Below are 19,482 nucleotides of genomic sequence, written 5' to 3'. Positions count from 1 at the left end.
GTTGTTGTCACGACACGCCGGGCGGGCGACCACAACTTCATGATCGACCCCAGCTGGCGGGGGTGAGGACGGCGGCCCGGGATGTGGTCCCGGGCCGCCGTCGTCGCCGTCAGGTCACTGCTTGAGCATGTTGTCCAGCAGCAGGGCGCAGCGGATGACCCCCAGGTGGCTGTACGCCTGCGGGTGGTTGCCCAGACCGCGCTCGGCGAGCGGGTCGTACTGCTCCGGGAGCAGTCCGGTCGGGCCCGCCGTGTCGATCATCTGGGCGAACAGCTCCTCCGCGTCGGTCCGCCGGCCGGTGCGCAGGTACGCCTCGACCAGCCACGACGTGCAGATGTGGAAGCCGCCCTCCCGGCCGGGCAGGCCGTCGTCCCAGTGGTACCGGTAGACGACCGGGCCGCTGCGCAGGTCCGCCTCGATCTTGAGTACGGTCGACAGGAAGCGCGGGTCGTCCCCGGGGAGCAGCCCGGACAGGCCGATCCAGAGCGACGAGGCGTCCATGTCCTCGTGCCCGTACGCGACGCTGTACGCCTCGGCGTCGGCGTGCCAGCCGTACTCCAGCACGTTGGCGCCGATCCGGTCGCGCAGCTCCACCCACTCCGGCCGGTCCTCACCGCCGTGCTGCCGCACCACGTGCAGCGCCCGGTCGACGGTCATCCACAGCATCACCTTGGAGTAGACGTGGTGCCGTGGCGGCAGGCGCGCCTCCCAGATGCCGTGGTCGGGCTCGTGCCAGCGGCGGCGGACCGCCTCGACCATGTTCTCCAGCACCCGCCACTCGTCGTCGCGGACCGAGCCACGCGCGTCCGCCACCGCGGCGATCAGGTCCGCGACCGGGCCGAAGACATCCAGCTGGAGCTGGTGGTTGGCGAGGTTGCCGACCCGGACCGGCCGGGAGCCGGCGTAGCCGGGCAGGGTGTCGATGACCGCCTCGGCGCCCAGCTCGTACCCGTCGACGGTGTAGAGCGGGTGCAGCCGCTCCGGGTGCCCGCCGGTGCGCTCGACGACGCCGTCGATCCAGCGCAGCAGCGCCTCCGCCTCCTCGGTCGAGCCGAGGTCGACCAGCGCCCGGGCGGTCATCGCCGCGTCCCGCAGCCAGCAGTAGCGGTAGTCCCAGTTCCGGACGCCGCCCAGCTCCTCGGGGAGCGAGGTGGTCGCCGCGGCGAGGATCGAGCCGGTGGCCTCGTGGCAGAGCCCGCGCAGGGTGAGCGCGCTGCGGGCGACCAGGTCGCGGGCGGTGTTGGGCAGGCGCAGCCCGGCCACCCAGTCCCGCCAGGGCTGTTCGGCCATGGCCTGCCGCTCGTGGATCGGCAACCGGTGGTGTTCCAGGCTCTGCGTACCGAAGCGCAGCTCCAGCACCACCTGCCCGCCCGTCGCGGAGAGGTCCACCACGGCCTTCGCCGTCTCGTTCACCCCGTCGCTGGTGACGTCCCACTCCACGCCGGGCGAGTAGAGCGCGATCGGCTCGTTGGAGCCGAGCACCAGCAGGCCGTCGTCGATCGGCTGGAGCTGCACCGCGACCTGACCGAACTCGGGCCGCGGCGCGAAGTCGATCCGGGCCCGGCCGGTCCCGCTGAGCAGCCGGACCAGCGTCGAGTCGCCGGTGACGACCGCCGGCCCGTCGGGGGTGGTCTCCTTCGCCGGCAGGTCCAGCCAGTCGGTGACGGTCAGGCCCGACCAGCGGGTCTCCACGGTCATCGTGCCGCTGCGGTAGCGCTGGCCGAGCGGGAGGCCGCCGCGCTCGGGGCCGACGGTGAAGTGCCCGGCCGGACTGCCGCCGACCAGGTCGGCGAAGATCGCCGCCGCGTCCGGCTTCGGGTGGCAGAGCCAGGTGATCTTCGCTTCCGGGGTGACCAGCGCCACCGTCCGGCCGTTGGCCAGCATCGAGTGCCGCTCGATCGGCACCGCCCGCTCGCCGAACAACCAGTGCCGGCGGGTCTCCAGCAGCAGGCCGAGCGCCCGGGCCGCCTCGATCGGCTCGGCCACCCGGTAGTCGGCCTGGGTGTCCCCGGGGCCGATCTTGATGCCCACGTCCGGGCCCTGGAGGTTGCCGAAGGCGTTCTCGTCGGTGACGTCGTCGCCGATGAAGAGCACGGCGCTCGCCGCGAGCTGGGTCCGGAGCTGGTCGACCGCCGTGCCCTTGTGGGTGGCCACGACGGACAGCTCGATGACCTCCTTGCCCTGGGTGACGGTCACGTCCGCCCAGGTGGCGGGGCCGTTACGAACCGCCTCGATGGCCGAGGCGGCGATCTGCGGGTCGACCCCGCGGGTGTGCATGGCGACGCTGGCCGGCTTGCGCTCCAGGCGGATGCCCGGATGCGCCGCGGCGATCTCGCGCAGCGCGTCGCGCAGCCGGGTGCGTACCGCGATCAGCTCGGGGGAGAGCCGCTCGACGAAGCCGATGTCGAATTCGGAGCCGTGGCTGCCGACGAGATGGACCTCGCTGGGCAGCCGGGAGAGTGCGGCCAGGTCGCGCAGCGCGCGCCCGGAGACCACCGCGACGGTGGTCTGCGGCATCGAGGCCAGCGCCCGGATCGCGGCCACCGACTCGGGCAGCGGTACGGCCTTGCTCGGGTCCTCGACGATCGGCGCGAGGGTGCCGTCGTAGTCGCAGGCGACCAGGAGCTGGGGTACGCGGGCGATGCGGCCGATGGCGGCGCGCAGCTCGGGATCCAGCGGCCCGGCGTGCGGGCTGGCGGTGGCGGTGGGGTTCACGCGGCCTCCGCATCCGGCACACCGAGTTCGGTCAGGAACGACGTGGCCCAGTGCCCGACGTCGTGGGTACGCAGGTGGCGCTGCATGATCCGCATGCGCCGGCGGGCCTCCGGTCTCTCGACGTGCACGGCGCGCAGCAGCGCGTCCTTGACCGCGTCGGGGTCGTGGGGGTTACACAAAAACGCCTGGCGCAGCTCTGTCGCGGCGCCGGCGAACTCACTGAGCACGAGCGCGCCGCCCTGGTCGGCGCGCGATGCCACGTACTCCTTGGCCACCAGATTCATTCCGTCTCGCAGCGGGGTCACCATCATGACGTCTGCCGCGACGTACATCGCGGCGAGTTCGGAGCGACTGTACGACTGATGCAGATAATGCACTGCCGGCACGCCCACCCGTCCGAATTCGCCGTTAATCCGGCCAACCTCGCGTTCCACCTTTACCCGTAGTGCCTGGTAGTGCTCGACGCGCTCGCGGCTCGGGGTGGCGACCTGCACCATAACCGCGTCGGGAACTGTCAACTTTCCGTCAGCGAGGAGTTCACGGAAGGCCTTCAGCCGGAGTTCGATGCCCTTGGTGTAGTCGAGCCGGTCGACGCCGAGCACGATCGTCCGGGGGTTGCCCAACTCCTCGCGGATCTCTTTGGCCCGGGCCTGGATCGTCGGGTCGGCGGCCATCCGCTCCATCTCCTTCGTATCGATGGAGATGGGGAAGGCGCCGGCCTTGACGCGTCGACCGTCGACCTGGATCATCTGCCCCTCGTAGCGCAGGCCGAGCAGGTGCCGGGCGAGCCGGACGAAGTTCTGCGCCGCCAGCCGTTGCTGGAAACCGACCAGATCGGCGCCGAGCAGGCCGCGCAGGATCTCGGTGCGGAACGGCATCTGCATGAACAGCTCGATCGGCGGGAACGGGATGTGCAGGAAGAACCCGATCCGCAGGTCCGGGCGCAGCTCGCGGAGCATCGCCGGGACGAGCTGGAGCTGGTAGTCCTGCACCCAGACCGTCGCGCCCTCGGCCGCGACATCCGCCGCGGCCTCCGCGAACCGGGCGTTGACCAGCCGGTACGCCTCCCGCCACCGGCGCTTGTACGCGGGCGTCTCGACCGCGTCGTGGTAGAGCGGCCAGATGGTCGCGTTGGACTGCCCCTCGTAGTAACGCTCCAGTTCCTCGGCGCTCAGCGGCACCGGGTGCAGGCGGATCCCCTCCAGGTCGAACGGCTCCGGGGCGGCGCCGGTGCCGCCGGCCCAGCCGACCCAGGTGCCCTGGTGCTCGGCGAGGACGGGGTGCAGCGCGGTGACCAGCCCGCCCGGGCTTCGCCGCCACTGCCGTCCCTCGGGTGTGCTCACCTCGTCGACCGGCAGGCGGTTCGCCACTACGACAAAGGAGCTACGGACGGTCACGATCGGCCACCTCCGGGTGCTGACGGGTCCACCGCGATGAGCGTACTGAGCGTAGCTGCGGCGTCTGTTCCCCCGTGCCGGACTTACCTACCCGTCCCCGAACCGCCGAACCGTGATCGTGATCTTGCTGACATTCCCGATCTCCGTGGACCCGTCCGGTACGCCGTGGCGGGGCGATGTGGGCGGAGCGGGGCGTACCTGTCAGGATTGACGCTGACGTGCGCGTGGCCGGCTCCCGGCCGGCGGCGGCGGGCGCAACCGCGGCCCGCGCCCGCGCCGCAAGATGGCGATCGTAACCGACGGAGGTAGCCCGCACCGTGGCCCAGTTCATCTACGTCCTGGAAAAGGCGCGCAAGGCGCACGGCGACAAGGTCGTGCTCGACAACGTGACGCTGAACTTCCTGCCGGGGGCCAAGATCGGTGTGGTCGGTCCGAACGGCGCCGGTAAGTCCAGCCTCCTCAAGATCATGGCAGGCTGGGACCAGCCGAGCAACGGCGAGGCCCGGCTGATGCCCGGCTACACGGTCGGCATGCTGGCGCAGGAGCCGCCGCTGAACGACGCCAAGACGGTCCTCGGCAACGTCGAGGAGGCGGTCGCCGAGACCAAGGCCAAGCTGGAGCGGTTCAACAAGATCGCCGAGCAGATGGCCACCGACTACTCCGACGAGCTGATGGAGGAGATGGGTCGGCTCCAGGAGGAGCTGGACAACGCCGACGCCTGGGACATCGACTCCAAGCTTGAGCTGGCGATGGACGCGTTGCGCTGCCCGCCGCCGGACGCCGACGTCACCAAGCTCTCCGGCGGTGAGCGCCGCCGGGTGGCGCTGTGCAAGCTGCTGCTGGAGGCGCCCGACCTGCTGCTGCTCGACGAGCCCACCAACCACCTGGACGCGGAGAGCGTGCAGTGGCTGGAGCAGCACCTGGCCAAGTACGCGGGCACGGTCATCGCGATCACCCACGACCGGTACTTCCTCGACAACGTGGCCAACTGGATCCTTGAGCTGGACCGCGGCCGGACCTACCCGTACGAGGGCAACTACTCCACCTACCTGGAGAAGAAGGCGGCCCGGATGGCCGTCGAGGGGCGCCGCGACGCCAAGATGAAGAAGCGCCTCGACGAGGAGCTGGAGTGGGTCCGCTCCAACGCCAAGGCCCGGCAGACCAAGTCCAAGGCCCGGCTCGACCGCTACGAGGAGATGGCCACCGCGGCGGAGCAGACCCGCAAGCTGGACTTCGAGGAGATCCAGATCCCGCCGGGCCCGCGTCTGGGCAACACCGTCATCGAGGTCAACAACCTCACCAAGGCCTTCGGCGACCGGGTGCTGATCGACGGCCTCAGCTTCTCGCTGCCGCGCAACGGCATCGTCGGCGTGATCGGGCCCAACGGCGTCGGCAAGACCACCCTCTTCAAGACCATCGTCGGGCTGGAGGAGCCGACCACCGGCTCGGTCAAGGTCGGCGAGACCGTCTCGCTGTCGTACGTCGACCAGAGCCGGGCGGGCCTGGCCGGCGACAAGACGGTCTGGGAGACGGTCTCCGACGGGCTGGACCACCTCCTGGTGGGCAAGGTGGAGATGCCGTCCCGGGCGTACATCGCCGCGTTCGGCTTCAAGGGGCCGGACCAGCAGAAGCCGACCAAGGTGCTCTCCGGTGGCGAGCGGAACCGGCTCAACCTGGCGCTGACCCTGAAGATCGGCGGCAACGTCATCCTGCTCGACGAGCCGACCAACGACCTGGACGTGGAGACCCTGGGTAGCCTGGAGAACGCGCTGCTGGAGTTCCCCGGCTGCGCCGTGGTCATCTCGCACGACCGGATGTTCCTGGACCGGGTCGCCACGCACATCCTGGCCTGGGAGGGTGACGAGCAGAATCCGGCCAAGTGGTTCTGGTTCGAGGGCAACTTCGAGGCGTACGAGAAGAACAAGATCGACCGGCTCGGCGCCGAGGCGGCCCGGCCGCACCGGGTGACCTACCGCAAGCTCACCCGCGACTGACCGGTGTCGATCCTTGTCTGACCGGTTCGTCTACCACTGCACGCTGCGCTGGTCCGACCTGGACGCGTACGGGCACGTCAACAACGCGCGCTTCCTCACCCTTTACGAGGAGGCGCGGGTGGCGTTGATGTTCACCGGCGGCCGGGCGTGGGGAGTGGGCTCGTTCACCGACGGGGTGGTCATCCGCCGGCACGAGGTCGACTACCTGCGCCCGGTCGACTACGCGCTGGGCCGGGCCACCGAGGAGGCGGCACCCACGGTCCGGATCGAGCTCTGGGTGGAGGAGCTGCGGGCCGCCTCGTTCACCGTCGCCTACGAGCTGTACGACGGCGAGGTGCTCGCCAGCCGGGCCCGCTCCGTGCTGGTCCCGTACGACCTGGCCGCGCAGCGGCCCCGCCGGGTCACCGAGGAGGAGCGCGCCTTCCTGCTCCGGTACGCCCCGGGGCTGCCGGCATGACCGCCGGGCACGGGCTGGACGGGGTGGCCGACGCGGGTGCCTTCCTGGCCCGGCTGGTCCGGCTGGACCCGGCCGCCCTGGTCCGGCTCCGGCCGGTTCCCGGGGCGGGGCGTACCTCCCTCTGGGCCCGGCTGCCGTGGGACGTCCTGGTGGCCCGTACGGTCACCGGGGTGGCCCCCGGTGACGTCACCGTCGCCGCCGGCGAACTGCTGGCCGAGCTGGCGGCGGGCGGGGCCGCGCTGCCCCGGCGCCGGGACGACGGGTGGCGTTGGCCGCTGCCGCCACCGGCCAGCCGGGCGGTGGAGACGCTGCCCGCCGAGGAGGTGCGCCGGATCGCCGCGGCGGCGGCCGGGACGCTGCGCGAGGCGGTCGCGCACGGTGTGGCGGGCCGGGCGGTGGGGCAACGCGCGCTGCGGGACGCGTTGCTGGACCACGTCGCGGTCGTGGTCACCCCGGACGCCGCGCCGGACGTGCCGGTGGAGGTGCCGCAACGGCTGGTCCAGGGTCTGGTCCGGATGGGCTTCCTCGGCGCCGGCGACGTCCAGGTACGCATCGCCGGCCGATGGGTCGGACTGATTGGACCGTACGGAGCCGCTTGGTCGCGGAAGGTCGCCGAGCTTAGCCTGACGCCCGTTATCACTCATCCGAACGGGTGACCCCCGTTCATCCTTCCGGTCTGGGGCGGCCGTTGGGGGGATGCCTCAACCCGGCTGTCCGGGTACCGTCCATCCTCGGATCCAACGCACTGTAGGCAAGTGGATCCGCTGGGGAGTGAGGTGCGCGAGCGATGCCGTGGTGGTCATGGCGCCCAGGTTCCGCCGGTGGCGGCGACCCGGAAACTCGAAGCGGGATCACAGTGGAGGAAACCGTCCAGGTCGGACCATCGGCACCGGCCCCCCGTCAACCGGAAGACGACACGCCGGCCGCCGAACGGTCGGTGATCGCCGACATGCCGGCCACCGTCGCCCCGGTCACCCTCAGCCGGGTCTGTGACGCGCTCGACCTGCTCGACGTGCGCTACCTGGCCGACGGCGACGGCAACCTGCTGGCCATGTGGGAGCGGCACGCGGTGCTGGTCGCCCTGGAGGGCCCGGACGACGAGATCCTGGTGATGCGGGCCCGTCCACACGCGACGGTGCCACCGGACTGGGCCGACCGGGCCTACCGGGTGGTCAACGAGTGGAACCACACCCGCCGATTCTGCAAGGCGTACATCGGCGACCCGACCGAGCGGGGCCAGCTCCCGATCTACGCGGAACTCCAGGTTCCGCTCGGTGCCGGGACCCACGACGCGCTGCTGGTCGAGATGCTCGACTGCGGTGCGGCGGTGGCCACCACCTTCGTGGACTGGCTGCACGACGAGGGCGCCCTGCTCTGATCGCGCACGGCCGGGGCCCCGGCCTCGACCGTGCCGGGTGGCCGGCCGCCGTCAGGCCCCGGCGGCCGGGTCCTCCACGACGTTGACCAGGAAGTACGCGGCCCGCTCCAGGTAGTTCCACAGCTCGGCGGCGATTTCCGGCGGCAGGTCCAGCCGGTCCACGGCCCGGCGCATGTGGCGCAGCCAGGCGTCCCGCTCGGCCACGCCGATCCGGAACGGGGCGTGCCGCATCCGCAGCCGCGGGTGGCCGCGCTGCTCCGAGTAGGTGTGCGGGCCGCCCCAGTACTGCATGAGGAAGAGGGTGAGCCGGTCGGCGGCCGGGCCGAGGTCCTCCTCCGGGTACATCGGCCGCAACAGCGGGTCGGTGGCGACGCCGACATAGAACTCGTCCACCAGCTTGCGGAAGGCGGGTTCGCCGCCGATCGCCTCGAAGAGGGTCATCGACTCGCCTGAGGAAGTCACCGTTCCATCCTGCCAGGTGCGGCCGGCGACCGACCGCCGGCCACCGCTCGGCAGCGAGTCAGGTCACCGGCTGGCGGCGCCGGCCGCGGCGGAGGTGCCGGCCCGGGGCGGGGAGACCTGCTTACCGCCGGCGTCGGCCGTCCCGGCCGAGGCGGCCTCGATGGCCGCCGCCACCGTCTCCGCGCGCGGCCAGGCGGCTGCCGCCACGAGCATCAGGGCCATTCCGGCGGCGCTCCACACGCCCACCACCGCAGGGATGGCGAACCGCTCGGCGAGCGCCCCGGTGGCCAGCACCGCCGCACCCTGGATGATCTGCGTGCCGCTGGCCATCACGCCGAACGCCCGGGCCCGGTAGCCGTCGGGCAGGGCGCGGACGAAGAGGCCGTTGACCACCGGCAACAACCCGCCCACCGCGAAGCCGCAGGCGGCCGCGAGGAGTGCGACCAGGAGCGGTGGTGGGTCGAGTAGCGCGGGAATCAGCACCGCGGGAGCGAGCACCGCCAGCGGCCGGATCAGCGCCAGCCGGCGGGCCGGGGCGACGAGCCGACCGATCAGCAGGCCGCCGAGGATGTAGCCGACCGGGTTGGCGGCCATGATGACCGCCTGGGCGGCGCCGGCGCCCAGGTTTCCGCTCCGCTCGGCGGCCCACGCCGCGGCGAGGCCCTCCGGCACGATCGAGAAGACCATCGCGCTGAACGCCAGCACGGCGATGGCCCGCAGGACCGGCTTACCGAAGACGATCCGGAAGCCCTGGGCGGTCTCGCGCAGCAGGTGACTGCGGTGGGCGGCGGTCATCGCGGGCGGCCGGTCACGGAGCCCGAACTGGACCAGCGCAGCCGACACGGCGAAGGTGCCCGCGTTGATCAGCAGCGCGGTGGCGGGGCTGGCCGCGGCGATGGCCGCGCCGACCAGGTAGCCCACGACCTGGGCGGCCTGGCCGCTGCTCGTGGTGATCGACAGGCCCACCACCAGCCGGTCACCGACGAGGATGTGCGGCATCAGCGCGGACCGCGCGGCCTGGCTCGGCGGATTGGCCAGTGTGGCGGCGAAGATCAGGGCGAGGATGGCCCAGGGGGGTGTCCCGGGCACGGCCACCAGCGCCATCACCGCCATGCGGAGCAGGTCGCAGGCCACCATCACCTGTCGGTAGCGGTGCCGTTCGGCGAGCGCGGACAGCAGCGGGCCGCCGAGCAGCCAGGGCAGGTAGCTGACCGCGAACGCGGCGGCGGAGAGCGCCACCGACTGGGTCTCCCGGTAGACCAGGACGGTGACCGCGGCCTTGGCGATGTAGTCGCCGATCCAGGACAGGGCGTTGGCCGTGAAGAGGGCGCGGAACTCCGCCTGGCTGAAGACATCGCGAAAGGTGGCCGGGCCCTCCTGGGCGGGTCGCTCGTCGGACACCGTCGCCTCCATCGTCCCCGGGGGCCGACCTCTCGTGGTGGCCCGACCGGGAACCGTCGTCAGATCTACGGATCAGCGAGGACACGAGCACGCTCCCAGGGGAGCGTGTTCACCGGATTCTGCCCGATCGTCCGCCAACTGGCTAGGGTGAACGAATTGATCGTCGCATCTCCGACTGAACGAACGGACGATACCCGAGGGGTCGGCTGGCGCGCGACCCCTGAAATCGTCCCCCCGAACCGGACCGGGTGGCCGCGTCCAGGGTCAGGTCGGACCCCCGGCACCCGTCTCGCCCGGGGCGGAGGCCGGCACCCCCGGATAGAGCCGCGCCGCCGCGATCTGGGCGGTGATGCCGGAGTTCTCCAACGCCTCCGCCAGCCGGCGGCGCAGTTCCCGGCCGACCGCGAACTGCCCGTCCGCGGTCGTCTTGACCACCGTACGGATCACCGCGCCGTCCACGGTGATCTGTTCGACACCGAGCACCTCCGGCTCCTCGACGATCTCGGACGCCAGCTCGGGATCCATCGCCACCGAGGCCGCCGCCGTACGCAGCACCGCGGTGGCCTCCTCGGTGCTGGCGAAGCCGATCGGCAGGTCCACCACGACCAGGGCCCAGCCCTGGCTCTTGTTGCCGACCCGGACGATCTCGCCGTTACGGATGTACCAGAGCACCCCGCGGCCGTCGCGGATGGTGGTGACCCGCAGGCCGACCGCCTCCACCACACCGGTCGCCTGGCCCAGGTCGACGTTGTCGCCGACGCCGTACTGGTCCTCGATCAGCATGAACAGGCCGGCGATCAGGTCCTTGACCAGGCTCTGCGCGCCGAAGCCGAGGGCCACGCCGGCGATGCCCGCGCTGGCCAGCAGCGGGGCCAGGTCGAAGCTGAACTCCTTCAGCACCATCAGCAGCGCGATGCCGAAGATGAACGCGGTGACCATGCTGCGCAGCACGGACCCGATCGCCTCGGCGCGCTGGCGCCGGCGTTCCGGCACGAACTGCTCCGGGTTCACCGCGGCGCTGGGAATCCGCTCCCGCAGCGGCTTGAGCAGGGTGGGCATGGCGCCCTCGGTGGTGGTCCGGACCAGCCGGTTGATCGTCCGGTGCAGCGCCCAGCGGGCGGCGAAGGCCAGCAGCAGGATCAGGATGACCCGCAGCGGTTTCAGCACGATCCAGTAGCTGCCCTCGGCGAACCACGCCGAGTGGGTCAGGTCGTAGACGTTCTTGCACCACGGGTCGGCCTGGCACTCGGGCGAGGGCGGCTCGGCGGCGGTCGCGGCGGTCAGGTCGCGGAGCATTAGATGGGTGGCACTCACCCTGCTTTCGTACCGCAAGGCCGCCGGGTGTCGGCTGCTGCCCCACCGGCGGATGGCGCGGGCCGCCCGGGCAGCCGGTTATGCGGGGCGGAACCGGTCATGGTGGCACACCGGGAGACCCGTCTCGAGGGGTACCCCGGATTACTACGTGCAATCCGGGGCCCGATCAGGGACGATTGGCGCAACGGACGTCGGTGGACCGGCCGGTGTCGGTGCGGTCCCCTGCTGCCCGCGGGGCGCGTCCCGGCGCGGCGGCGGCGGGAACGGCTGGACCGGGAGGGTGAGCACGATGCCTGACATACGACCCACGGCGGGCTCCGGCGCACTGGTTCTCAACGCCACCTACGAGCCGCTGTGTGTCGTGTCGGTGCGTCGCGCCGCGATCCTCGTGCTGTCGGCCAAGGCCGTCTGCGTCGCCGACGGCGACGGCATCCTGCACAGCGCCCGCAGCGCCCTTCCGGTGCCCTCGGTGGTCCGGCTCACCCGCTACGTCCGGGTTCCCTACCGCACCCACGTCGGGCTCTCCCGTCGGGCGGTCTTCGCCCGGGACGGCTGGCGCTGCGCCTACTGCCGGGGGCCGGCGGAGACCATCGACCACGTCTTTCCCCGCAGCCGGGGTGGCCGGCACGACTGGGAGAACGTGGTCGCCGCGTGCGCCCGCTGCAACCACACCAAAGGCGACAAGACCCCGGCCGAGCTGGGCTGGCCGCTCTACAGTCTCCCGGCCGCCCCGAAAGGGACGGCGTGGCGGGTGCTGGGCCACCGCGCGCCGGATCCGCGCTGGGCGGACTGGCTGGACCTGCGCGAGCCGGAGCCCGAGGCCGCCTGAGGCCCGGCTCACGGGCCGCGGGAGTCGACCAGGGACGCGTAGACCACCAGGTTGTCGGCGTAGCCGGTGGCACCGCCCACCCACCGACCGCCGCAGGTGATCAGGCGCAGGTTCGGCCGGCTGAAGTCGCCGAAGATCTCGTCCGCCGGCAGCCGCTCCTTGTCGTAGCGTTCCACCGAGGTGACCTCGAAGACGGCGACGGAGTGGTCCTCGCGGGTCACCTCGACCCGGTCGCCGTCGTCCAGCCGTTTCAGGTCGTGGAAGACGGCCGGCCCGGTGGTGGTGTCGACGTGCCCGACGATCACCGCCGGTCCGTACTGCCCGGGGGTCGGCCCCTGGTCGTACCAGCCGGCCTCGCCGGCCTTCTCGATCTCCGGCACGGCGATGGTGCCGTCCCGGGCGATGCCGACCCGGTGCACCGGCGCCCGCAGGTCGAGCTTGCTGATCGTGATGTCCGTCGGCGGGCTCGCCGCCAGCACCGGGAATCCCTTCGGCGGCGGCCGTATCCCGGCGAAGAGCCGGTCGGGCAGCACGGTTACGCCGGTCACCCGCTCGACGCCGAGCATCGTCATGATCAGCAGCATCAGCGTGGCGATCACCATCACCGGGGCGCCCGGACCGCGCCCGGCGGCGTACCGCCAACGGGCGGCGCGTCGGGTGGGCCGTACCGGCACCGGGCGGGCCGGGGAACCGGTGGTGGCGACGCTCGCCGTGGAGGCGTGGCCGACGGCGCGGACGAGCCGGCGGGACGTCCGAGCCGCCAGCCGGAGCGCCGCCCGGAGCCCGGCGGCGGTCCGGCCGCGCGGTCTCCCCGGGCCGCCGGGACGGTTCGCGGCGGGCCCGCGTCGGTGGCCGTCGCGGGCCCGGACGGTACGGCCGTCACCGCGGTTCGTGCCGGTCCGGCGCCGCGGCCGGTGGCCGTCGCCGTGGAGCCGGATGGTCCGGCTGTCGTCACGGTTCACGGCGGTCCGGTGACCGTCGCCGCGGATGGTGCCGCCGTCGCGGTGCACGTCGGTCCGCCGGTCCGGCCGGTGGCCGTCGCCGTGGATGCGGGTGGTCCGGCCGCCGCCACGGTGGTCCGGCTGGCGGCCGGCTCGGGTCGGTCCGCGGGCCATGGGCCGTACCTCGTCAGACGCGCGGCCCGGTCTTGCGACGGGCACCGACGCCGGCCACCACCGCCACCGCGACCAGGCCGCCGACCAGCAGCAGGGAGCCCACCCCCCGACCGCCCGCGGTGCCGCCGCCGCCGGTGGCCGGGCCCTTGCTCGGCTGGGCCATGTTCAGCACGGTGAGCACCGTCGACGCGGTGTTCCCGTTCGAACAGCGCAGGTCGACCGGGAAGTCACCGGCCTGCTTGTTACCGGGGATGGTCACCGCCCCGGTGAGGAAGCCGTTGTCCGGACGGAGCATCACCCGCCCGAAGGCGTCCGAGTTCACCTCGGCCTGCCGGTTGTTCGCGTTGTCGCAACTGGCCCGGATGTTCACCCGGGTGCCCGCCTGCGCGGGATTCGGCGTGACCTCGACGAAGATGTTCTCCCCGGCCCGGGCCGGGGTTACGGTGATCAGGACGAACATCGCGACCAGTCCGAGCACGCCCAGGACGGCCGACAGGGCACGGTGTGACACGAGCCCTCGCATGATTCCCCCCTCCCGACGCGGTGCGCCGGAATCCTGCTGACAGGCAGCACGCCCTGCTTTCCCCCTCCCCTCCCCCCAAACCCGGGCGGCCCGGGGCTCGGTCTGTTAACAGGGGGCCCCTGCTCTACCTGAGGCGTTAACAGGGGGCCCGTCCTTGCGGCTCAGCGGCGGCGGGTGGGTGGGGTGCGGCCGGCGGACGGGAGCGGGGCGACCGGGTGCCACTCCAGCGGGGTGGAGAGGACCATCGTGCTGGACGGCTGGCCGTACGGGGCGAGTCGGTCGATGACGGCCTCGAACTCGTCGATCGAGCCCGCCGCCACCTTCAGCATGCTGCACGCGTCGCCGGTGATCCGGTGGATCTCCATGATCTCGGGCCAGCCCGCCACCTCCGGGTCGTTGAGGATGCAACGTGACCCGTAGCAGGACATCCGGATCATGGCGACCACGGTCCGCCCGGCGCGAGTCAGGTCCACGTGCGCGTGGTAGCCGGTGATCACGCCGGACTCCTCCAGCCGACGGACCCGCTCGGCCACCGCCGGTGGGGACAGGTGCACCCGTCGGGACAGCTCGCTGAACGAGAGCCGGGCGTCGGCCTGGAGTTCGCGCAGCAGCGCCCAGTCCATGTCGTCCAATGCGTGACCTTTCATTCGTGAACCCGTGGTCCCAGCGGCCTTCCGACCGGCAGGTCGAACCACCGTACCGCCGTTGAACAGGCATTCCATCGGCGGATCCACTGGCGGGATCATGTCGTCTACCCGGCGTTCGGAGGGAGATGACGGTGAAACAGACAGCGGCGGTACGTCCGGCGACTCCGCGTCAACGGGCGGAGCGAGCGGCACGCAACGGCGGCGAACCAACGCTGGAGTTCGCCGAGCGGGTGCCCTACGACGCGTACGTGCGGGCCAGTTCGCTGCACCGGTTGCAGCAGCCGCTCAGCGACGACCCGGGCGAGATGTCCTTCCTGATGGTCAGCCAGATCATGGAGCTGTACTTCGGGCTGACCTGCCACGAGCTGCGGCACGCCCAGCGGGAGCTGCGAGCCAACCGGATCTGGGAGGCGCTGCCCCCGCTGCGCCGGGCGGCCCTGCACCTGGAAGGGCTCAACGCCGCCTGGCAGGGACTGCGCTGGATGACCCCGGCCGACTTCAACCGCTTCCGCGACCGGCTCGGCGAGGGCTCCGGCTTCCAGTCCGCGATGTACCGGCAACTCGAATTCCTGCTCGGCCTCCGGGACCCGGCGCTGATCCGCCCGTTCCGCCGGCAGACCGAGGTGTACGCGGAGCTGACCGCGGCCATCGCCGCGCCGAGCCTCTGGGACGACGTGGTGGCCCTGCTCGCCCGGCGCGGCTTCGAGCTTCCCGCCGAGCTGCTCGGCCGGGACGTGACGACCGAGCACGAGTCGCATCCGGCGGTCGAGGCGGCCTGGGTGCGGGTCTACGCCGACGGCGGCCCGGACAACCACCTGCGGCTGCTCGGCGAGGCGCTGACCGAGGTGGCCGAGCGGTTCGGTGACTGGCGCTGGCACCACGTCAAGGCGGTGCAGCGCACCATGGGCGCCAAGGTCGGCAGCGGCGGCTCCGCCGGGCTGGCCTGGTTGCAGCGCAGCATGGCCCGGGTGGTCTTCCCCGAGCTGTGGTCCGCCCGGACCGCGATGTGAGCGGAGAGAAGGACATGCAGACCGAAGCAGCGGCCCGAGAGCTCGACGCCGCCGACCCCGGGCACCGGCACCTGTTCCACGTGCCGCCCGCCGAGGGTGGGCGCTACCCCGAGGTGGCGTACCTGGCCGGCAACTCGTTGGGCCTGCAACCCCGGGCCACCCGGGACGAACTCCTCGCCGACCTGGACGCCTGGCGACAGTTGGGCGTGGAGGGGCACGTGGAGGCGGAACGCCCCTGGCTGCCGTACCACGAACTGTTGACCGCGCCGGCCGCGCGACTGGTCGGCGCGCTCCCCGCGGAGACCGTGGTGATGAACTCCCTCACCGTCAACCTGCACCTGCTGATGGTGAGCTTCTACCGACCGGCCGGCGAGCGGACCCGGATCGTCATCGAGGACAGCGCCTTCCCCTCGGACAGCTACGCCGTGCGCAGCCAGGCCCGCTTCCACGGTCTCGACCCGGACGCCGTGGTGGTACGGCTCAAGCCGCGCCCGGGCGAGGACACCCTGCGTACGCGGGACGTCCTCGACTTCCTCGCCGCCGAGGGGCACACGGTAGCGCTGGTGCTGCTCGGCGGGGTCAACTACCTGACCGGCGAGCTGATGGACATCCCGGCGATCACCGCCGCCGGGCGGGCCGCCGGGGCGGTGGTCGGCTGGGACCTGGCGCACGCGGTCGGCAACGTGCCCCTGGCCCTGCACGACTGGGACGTCGACTTCGCCGCCTGGTGCTCGTACAAGTACCTCAACTCGGGGCCCGGCGCCCTCGCCGGCGTCTTCGTCCACGAGCGCCACCTCGGCGACCCCGCCCGGCCCCGCTTCGAGGGCTGGTGGAGCACGGAGGCGGCGACCCGGTTCGAGATGACCCCCGTCTCCCGGCCGCCGGCCACCGTCGAGGCGTGGCAGATCTCCAACCCGCCGATCTTCGCGATGGGTCCGGTGCGTACCTCGCTGGAGCTGTTCGACTCGGTCGGCATGCCGGCGCTGCGGGAACGCAGCCTCCGGCTCACCGGCTACCTGGAGCGGCTGCTGGACGAGGTGACCGCCGACCGGCCGCTGGCCGTGGTCACCCCGCGCGACCCGGCCCGCCGGGGCTGCCAGCTCTCCGTCCGGATCGGGGTGGGCGCGAGGAGTGAGCCGGGTTTGCGAGCCTCGCGGTCGCGAACGGACGGGGGCATGGTGGGCAGCGCCAACGAGCTGACCAAACGGCTGCGGCACGAGCACGGCGTGATCGCCGACGCGCGGGAGCCGGACATCGTCCGGTTCGCCCCGGTGCCGCTCTACTCGACGTACCACGACTGCTGGCGGGTCGCCGACGCGCTGGCCGCGACGGTGGAGGTGACCCGGTGAGCGAGCGCGAGGAGATCGCCGTCGTCGGGGCCGGGCTGGCCGGCTGCCTGCTGGCCTGCTACCTGGCCCGGCGCGGCTATCCGGTGGCCCTCTACGAGCGGCGGCCGGACCCGCGTACCGGGCGGGTGGAGCGAGGTCGCTCGATCAACCTGGCGCTCTCCGAGCGCGGCCTCGACGCGCTGCGCCGGATCGGGCTGGAGCGGCAGGTGATGGCGGACGCGCTGCCGATGCGCGGCCGGATGATCCACCCGGTCGAGGGGGAGCCGCAGTTCCAGTCGTACAGCAGTGGCGGCGACCGGGCGATCAACTCGATCAGCCGGGGGGCGCTGAACAACGCGCTGCTGAACGCCGCCGCCGCGCTGCCGGGCGTGCGGGTCGCCTTCGACCACCGCCTGGTCGGGCTCGACCCGGCCAACGGCGAGATGACCTTCGAGACCCCGCAGGGCAAGGTCAGCGCCGCCGCGTCGGTCGTGCTCGGCGCCGACGGCGCCGGCTCCGCCGTGCGCGGGCAGCTCCTCGGGTACGGCGCGCTGACCGAGAGCCTGGACTTCCTCGACTACGGCTACAAGGAACTCACCATCCCGCCGCTCGGCGGCGACTTCGCCCTGGATCCGGGCGCCCTGCACATCTGGCCGCGCGGCACCTCGATGATGATCGCCCTGCCCAACCCGGACCGGTCGTTCACCTGCACGCTCTTCTGGCCCACCCACGGCACCGCGAGCTTCGCGTCGCTGGGCAGCCCGGCCGCCATCGAGCGGTACTTCGCCATTCACTACCCGGACCTGATCCCGCTCGCCCCGAACCTGGTCGACGACTACCAGCACAACCCGGTCGGCGTGCTCGGCACGGTCCGCTGCACCCCGTGGCAGGTGGCCGGGAAGGTCGGCCTACTCGGCGACGCGGCGCACGCCATCGTGCCGTTCTACGGCCAGGGCGCCAACTGCGCGTTCGAGGACGTGGTCGAGCTGGACCGCTGCCTGGACGAGTGCGGCGACGACTGGTCGGCGGCGCTGCCGCTGTACCAGCGGCGGCGGCAGGCCAACGCCGAGGCGATCGCCCGGATGGCGCTGGCCAACTTCGTGGAGATGCGGGACAAGGTCGCCTCCCCGGTGTTCCAGACCCGCAAGAAGATCGAGCACGCCCTGGAGCGGGCCCTGCCCGGCCGGTACGCGTCGCAGTACGAGCTGGTCTCCTTCTCCACCACCCCGTACGCGCAGGTGCGCCGCCGGGTGCGCCGGCAGTACCAGGTGCTGGGTGCGGTGGCGGCCGGCGCGGTGGCGGCACTGGCCGGGGCGGCGATCGCGTTCGGCCGGGGGAGGCGGCGATGACTCTCTGGGATCCGCGGCTGATGGCCGGGCACGCGCCGGACGGACCGGGCCTGCTGCGCAACTTCGTCGGCGGTTCCTTTGTGGATATCGGGCGGCGGTTCACCAAGCGCAGCCCGGTGACCGGCGAGCCGGTCTTCGAGGTGGTCGAGGCGCCCTCGTCCGTGGTGGACGACGCGGTGGCCGCCGCCCGGGCGGCGCTGCGCGGCCCGTGGGGCCGGATGGGGGAGCGGGAGCGCGCCGAGGTGCTCCGCCGGGTCGCCGACGAGCTGGAACGGCGCTTCGACGATCTGGTCACCGCCGAGGTCGCCGACACCGGCAAGGCCATCTCCCAGGCCCGTACGCTGGACATCCCGCGCGGCGCGGCCAACTTCCGGGCGTTCGCCGAGATCGTGGCGACCGCCCCGACCGAGTCGTTCACCACGGTCACCCCGGCCGGCGGCCGGGCGCTGAACTACGCGGTCCGCAAGCCGGTCGGCGTGGTGGCGGTGATCGTGCCGTGGAACCTGCCGCTGCTCCTGCTCACCTGGAAGGTCGCCCCCGCCCTGGCCTGTGGCAACGCGGTGGTGGTCAAGCCCAGCGAGGAGACCCCCGCCTCGGCCACCCTGCTCGCCGAGGTGATGGCCGCCGCCGGCGTACCGGAGGGTGTGTTCAACCTGGTGCACGGCTTCGGGCCCGACTCGGCCGGCGAGTTCCTCACCCGGCACCCGGGCGTGGACGCGATCACCTTCACCGGGGAGTCGGCCACCGGCAGCGCCATCATGCGGGCCGCCGCGGACGGGGTGAAGGCGGTCAGCTTCGAGCTGGGCGGCAAGAACGCCGGGCTGGTCTTCGCCGACGCCGACCTGGACGCGGCGGTCGCCGGCTCGGTCCGGTCCAGCTTCACGAACGGCGGCCAGGTCTGCCTCTGCACCGAGCGGATCTACGTGCAGCGGCCGGTTTTCGAGGAGTTCACCGCGCGGCTGGCCAAGCGGGCCGACGAGCTGGCGTACGGCTGGCCGGCGGACGAGGCCACGGTGAACATGCCGTTGATCTCGCACACCCACCGGGACAAGGTGCTCGGCCACTATGAGCTGGCCCGCACCGAGGGCGCCGAGGTGCGCGCCGGTGGCGGGGCGCCCCGCTTCGGCGACGCCCGCGACGGCGGCGCGTACGTGCGGCCCACGGTGCTGACCGGGCTCGGGCCGGACGCCCGCACCAACCGGGAGGAGATCTTCGGTCCGGTGGTCCACGTCGCGCCCTTCGACGACGAGGACGAGGCGTACGCGCTGGCCAACGGCACCGACTACGGCCTGGCGGCGACGGTCTGGACCCGGGACGTGGGCCGGGCGCACCGGGCCGGGTCCCGGCTGGACGCCGGCATCGTCTGGGTCAACACCTGGTTCCTGCGCGACCTGCGTACCCCGTTCGGCGGGGTGAAGGCGTCCGGCATCGGCCGGGAGGGCGGCGTCCACTCCCTCGACTTCTACTCCGAACTCACCAACGTCTGCGTGGATCTCTCGTGAGCGCGCGGAGCGAGCGAGCCGACGGCGCGCGTGTCCGTGGCGGGCAGAATGGCCGCAGCCG

General features: G+C 72.5%; 17 protein-coding genes. 9 read left to right on the top strand and 8 right to left on the bottom strand.

The window, feature by feature from the left end; genetic code table 11:
• Window positions 1-114: 114 nt before the first annotated feature.
• Together otsB and GA0070604_RS25480 are read right to left on the bottom strand one after the other, a co-directional pair.
• On the bottom strand, window positions 115-2,715 hold the full coding sequence (otsB, locus tag GA0070604_RS25485) for a trehalose-phosphatase (protein WP_091123791.1): 2,601 nt from the start codon (window positions 2,713-2,715) through the stop codon (window positions 115-117).
• Window positions 2,712-4,112: an alpha,alpha-trehalose-phosphate synthase (UDP-forming) gene (locus tag GA0070604_RS25480; RefSeq protein ID WP_091123787.1), complete on the bottom strand. Its 1,401-nt coding sequence runs from the start codon at window positions 4,110-4,112 to the stop codon at window positions 2,712-2,714. Before GA0070604_RS25480 ends, otsB begins: the two co-directional genes overlap by 4 nt.
• A 317-nt stretch (window positions 4,113-4,429) precedes the next feature.
• Here GA0070604_RS25480 and ettA point away from each other — a divergent pair, with 317 nt between their 5' ends.
• From ettA to GA0070604_RS25460, 4 genes are all read left to right on the top strand, one after another.
• Entirely contained in the window at window positions 4,430-6,106 is a 1,677-nt protein-coding gene (ettA, locus tag GA0070604_RS25475) for an energy-dependent translational throttle protein EttA (RefSeq protein ID WP_091123784.1), read from the top strand.
• Window positions 6,107-6,119: 13 nt separating this feature from the next.
• On the top strand, window positions 6,120-6,563 hold the full coding sequence (locus tag GA0070604_RS25470) for an acyl-CoA thioesterase (RefSeq protein ID WP_091123780.1): 444 nt from the start codon (window positions 6,120-6,122) through the stop codon (window positions 6,561-6,563).
• Window positions 6,560-7,219, top strand: a complete 660-nt coding sequence (locus GA0070604_RS25465; RefSeq protein ID WP_091123777.1) for a DUF8185 domain-containing protein — start codon at window positions 6,560-6,562, stop codon at window positions 7,217-7,219. The genes GA0070604_RS25470 and GA0070604_RS25465 overlap by 4 nt, the downstream gene beginning before the upstream one ends.
• A 131-nt stretch (window positions 7,220-7,350) precedes the next feature.
• Window positions 7,351-7,941, top strand: coding sequence for a type III secretion system chaperone family protein (locus GA0070604_RS25460; protein ID WP_091123773.1), 591 nt, complete (start codon window positions 7,351-7,353; stop codon window positions 7,939-7,941).
• 51 nt (window positions 7,942-7,992) lie between these two features.
• Here the strand turns inward: GA0070604_RS25460 and GA0070604_RS25455 are convergent, their stop codons facing one another.
• The 3 genes from GA0070604_RS25455 to GA0070604_RS25445 form a co-directional block, all read right to left on the bottom strand.
• On the bottom strand, window positions 7,993-8,382 hold the full coding sequence (locus tag GA0070604_RS25455; protein WP_091123769.1) for a globin: 390 nt from the start codon (window positions 8,380-8,382) through the stop codon (window positions 7,993-7,995).
• An 84-nt stretch (window positions 8,383-8,466) separates the two neighbouring features.
• The gene (locus tag GA0070604_RS25450; RefSeq protein WP_377593484.1) at window positions 8,467-9,804 is read right to left on the bottom strand and encodes an MFS transporter; all 1,338 of its coding nucleotides are present in this window, start codon (window positions 9,802-9,804) and stop codon (window positions 8,467-8,469) included.
• Window positions 9,805-10,068: 264 nt separating this feature from the next.
• Complete coding sequence (locus tag GA0070604_RS25445) at window positions 10,069-11,100, bottom strand: mechanosensitive ion channel family protein (protein ID WP_244162244.1); 1,032 nt, start codon at window positions 11,098-11,100, stop codon at window positions 10,069-10,071.
• Between the two features lie 307 nt (window positions 11,101-11,407).
• On the opposite strand from GA0070604_RS25445, the gene GA0070604_RS25440 reads away from it, so the two are divergent.
• Window positions 11,408-11,947, top strand: a complete 540-nt coding sequence (locus GA0070604_RS25440) for an HNH endonuclease (protein WP_091127407.1) — start codon at window positions 11,408-11,410, stop codon at window positions 11,945-11,947.
• An 8-nt stretch (window positions 11,948-11,955) separates the two neighbouring features.
• Here the strand turns inward: GA0070604_RS25440 and GA0070604_RS25435 are convergent, their stop codons facing one another.
• From GA0070604_RS25435 to GA0070604_RS25425, 3 genes are all read right to left on the bottom strand, one after another.
• Complete coding sequence (locus GA0070604_RS25435; protein WP_244162243.1) at window positions 11,956-12,711, bottom strand: class F sortase; 756 nt, start codon at window positions 12,709-12,711, stop codon at window positions 11,956-11,958.
• A gap of 364 nt (window positions 12,712-13,075) precedes the next feature.
• The gene (locus GA0070604_RS25430; protein WP_091123760.1) at window positions 13,076-13,585 is read right to left on the bottom strand and encodes a hypothetical protein; all 510 of its coding nucleotides are present in this window, start codon (window positions 13,583-13,585) and stop codon (window positions 13,076-13,078) included.
• A gap of 161 nt (window positions 13,586-13,746) precedes the next feature.
• Window positions 13,747-14,217: an Lrp/AsnC family transcriptional regulator gene (locus GA0070604_RS25425; RefSeq protein ID WP_091123756.1), complete on the bottom strand. Its 471-nt coding sequence runs from the start codon at window positions 14,215-14,217 to the stop codon at window positions 13,747-13,749.
• A 140-nt stretch (window positions 14,218-14,357) separates the two neighbouring features.
• On the opposite strand from GA0070604_RS25425, the gene GA0070604_RS25420 reads away from it, so the two are divergent.
• The 4 genes from GA0070604_RS25420 to GA0070604_RS25405 are packed head-to-tail and all read left to right on the top strand — an operon-like array spanning window position 14,358 to window position 19,421.
• Window positions 14,358-15,242 carry a tryptophan 2,3-dioxygenase gene (locus GA0070604_RS25420; protein ID WP_091123753.1) on the top strand — a complete coding sequence of 295 codons (885 nt, stop codon included), beginning with the start codon at window positions 14,358-14,360 and terminating at the stop codon, window positions 15,240-15,242.
• Window positions 15,243-15,256: 14 nt separating this feature from the next.
• The gene (kynU, locus tag GA0070604_RS25415) at window positions 15,257-16,591 is read left to right on the top strand and encodes a kynureninase (RefSeq protein WP_091127406.1); all 1,335 of its coding nucleotides are present in this window, start codon (window positions 15,257-15,259) and stop codon (window positions 16,589-16,591) included.
• Window positions 16,588-17,919 (top strand): FAD-dependent oxidoreductase, encoded by a 1,332-nt coding sequence (locus GA0070604_RS25410; protein WP_091123749.1) that lies wholly within the window; start codon window positions 16,588-16,590, stop codon window positions 17,917-17,919. The genes kynU and GA0070604_RS25410 overlap by 4 nt, the downstream gene beginning before the upstream one ends.
• Before the next feature lie 20 nt (window positions 17,920-17,939).
• Window positions 17,940-19,421 (top strand): 2-hydroxymuconic semialdehyde dehydrogenase, encoded by a 1,482-nt coding sequence (locus GA0070604_RS25405; protein WP_091127405.1) that lies wholly within the window; start codon window positions 17,940-17,942, stop codon window positions 19,419-19,421.
• Window positions 19,422-19,482: the final 61 nt, after the last annotated feature.

It is taken from the genome of Micromonospora eburnea, assembly GCF_900090225.1.
Lineage (GTDB): Bacteria > Actinomycetota > Actinomycetes > Mycobacteriales > Micromonosporaceae > Micromonospora > Micromonospora eburnea.
This window is presented reverse-complemented; position numbering and strand designations above follow the sequence as displayed.

Bases quoted from the DNA above. Each gene is read 5' to 3' on its own strand.
- GA0070604_RS25420 (WP_091123753.1), top strand. From the start codon at position 14,358: ATGACGGTGAAACAGACAGCGGCGGTACGTCCGGCGACTCCGCGTCAA.
- GA0070604_RS25405 (WP_091127405.1), top strand. From the start codon at position 17,940: ATGGCCGGGCACGCGCCGGACGGACCGGGCCTGCTGCGCAACTTCGTC.
- kynU (WP_091127406.1), top strand. From the start codon at position 15,257: ATGCAGACCGAAGCAGCGGCCCGAGAGCTCGACGCCGCCGACCCCGGG.
- GA0070604_RS25445 (WP_244162244.1), bottom strand. From the start codon at position 11,100: ATGCTCCGCGACCTGACCGCCGCGACCGCCGCCGAGCCGCCCTCGCCC.
- GA0070604_RS25430 (WP_091123760.1), bottom strand. From the start codon at position 13,585: ATGCGAGGGCTCGTGTCACACCGTGCCCTGTCGGCCGTCCTGGGCGTG.
- GA0070604_RS25465 (WP_091123777.1), top strand. From the start codon at position 6,560: ATGACCGCCGGGCACGGGCTGGACGGGGTGGCCGACGCGGGTGCCTTC.
- GA0070604_RS25440 (WP_091127407.1), top strand. From the start codon at position 11,408: ATGCCTGACATACGACCCACGGCGGGCTCCGGCGCACTGGTTCTCAAC.
- GA0070604_RS25460 (WP_091123773.1), top strand. From the start codon at position 7,351: ATGCCGTGGTGGTCATGGCGCCCAGGTTCCGCCGGTGGCGGCGACCCG.
- GA0070604_RS25455 (WP_091123769.1), bottom strand. From the start codon at position 8,382: ATGACCCTCTTCGAGGCGATCGGCGGCGAACCCGCCTTCCGCAAGCTG.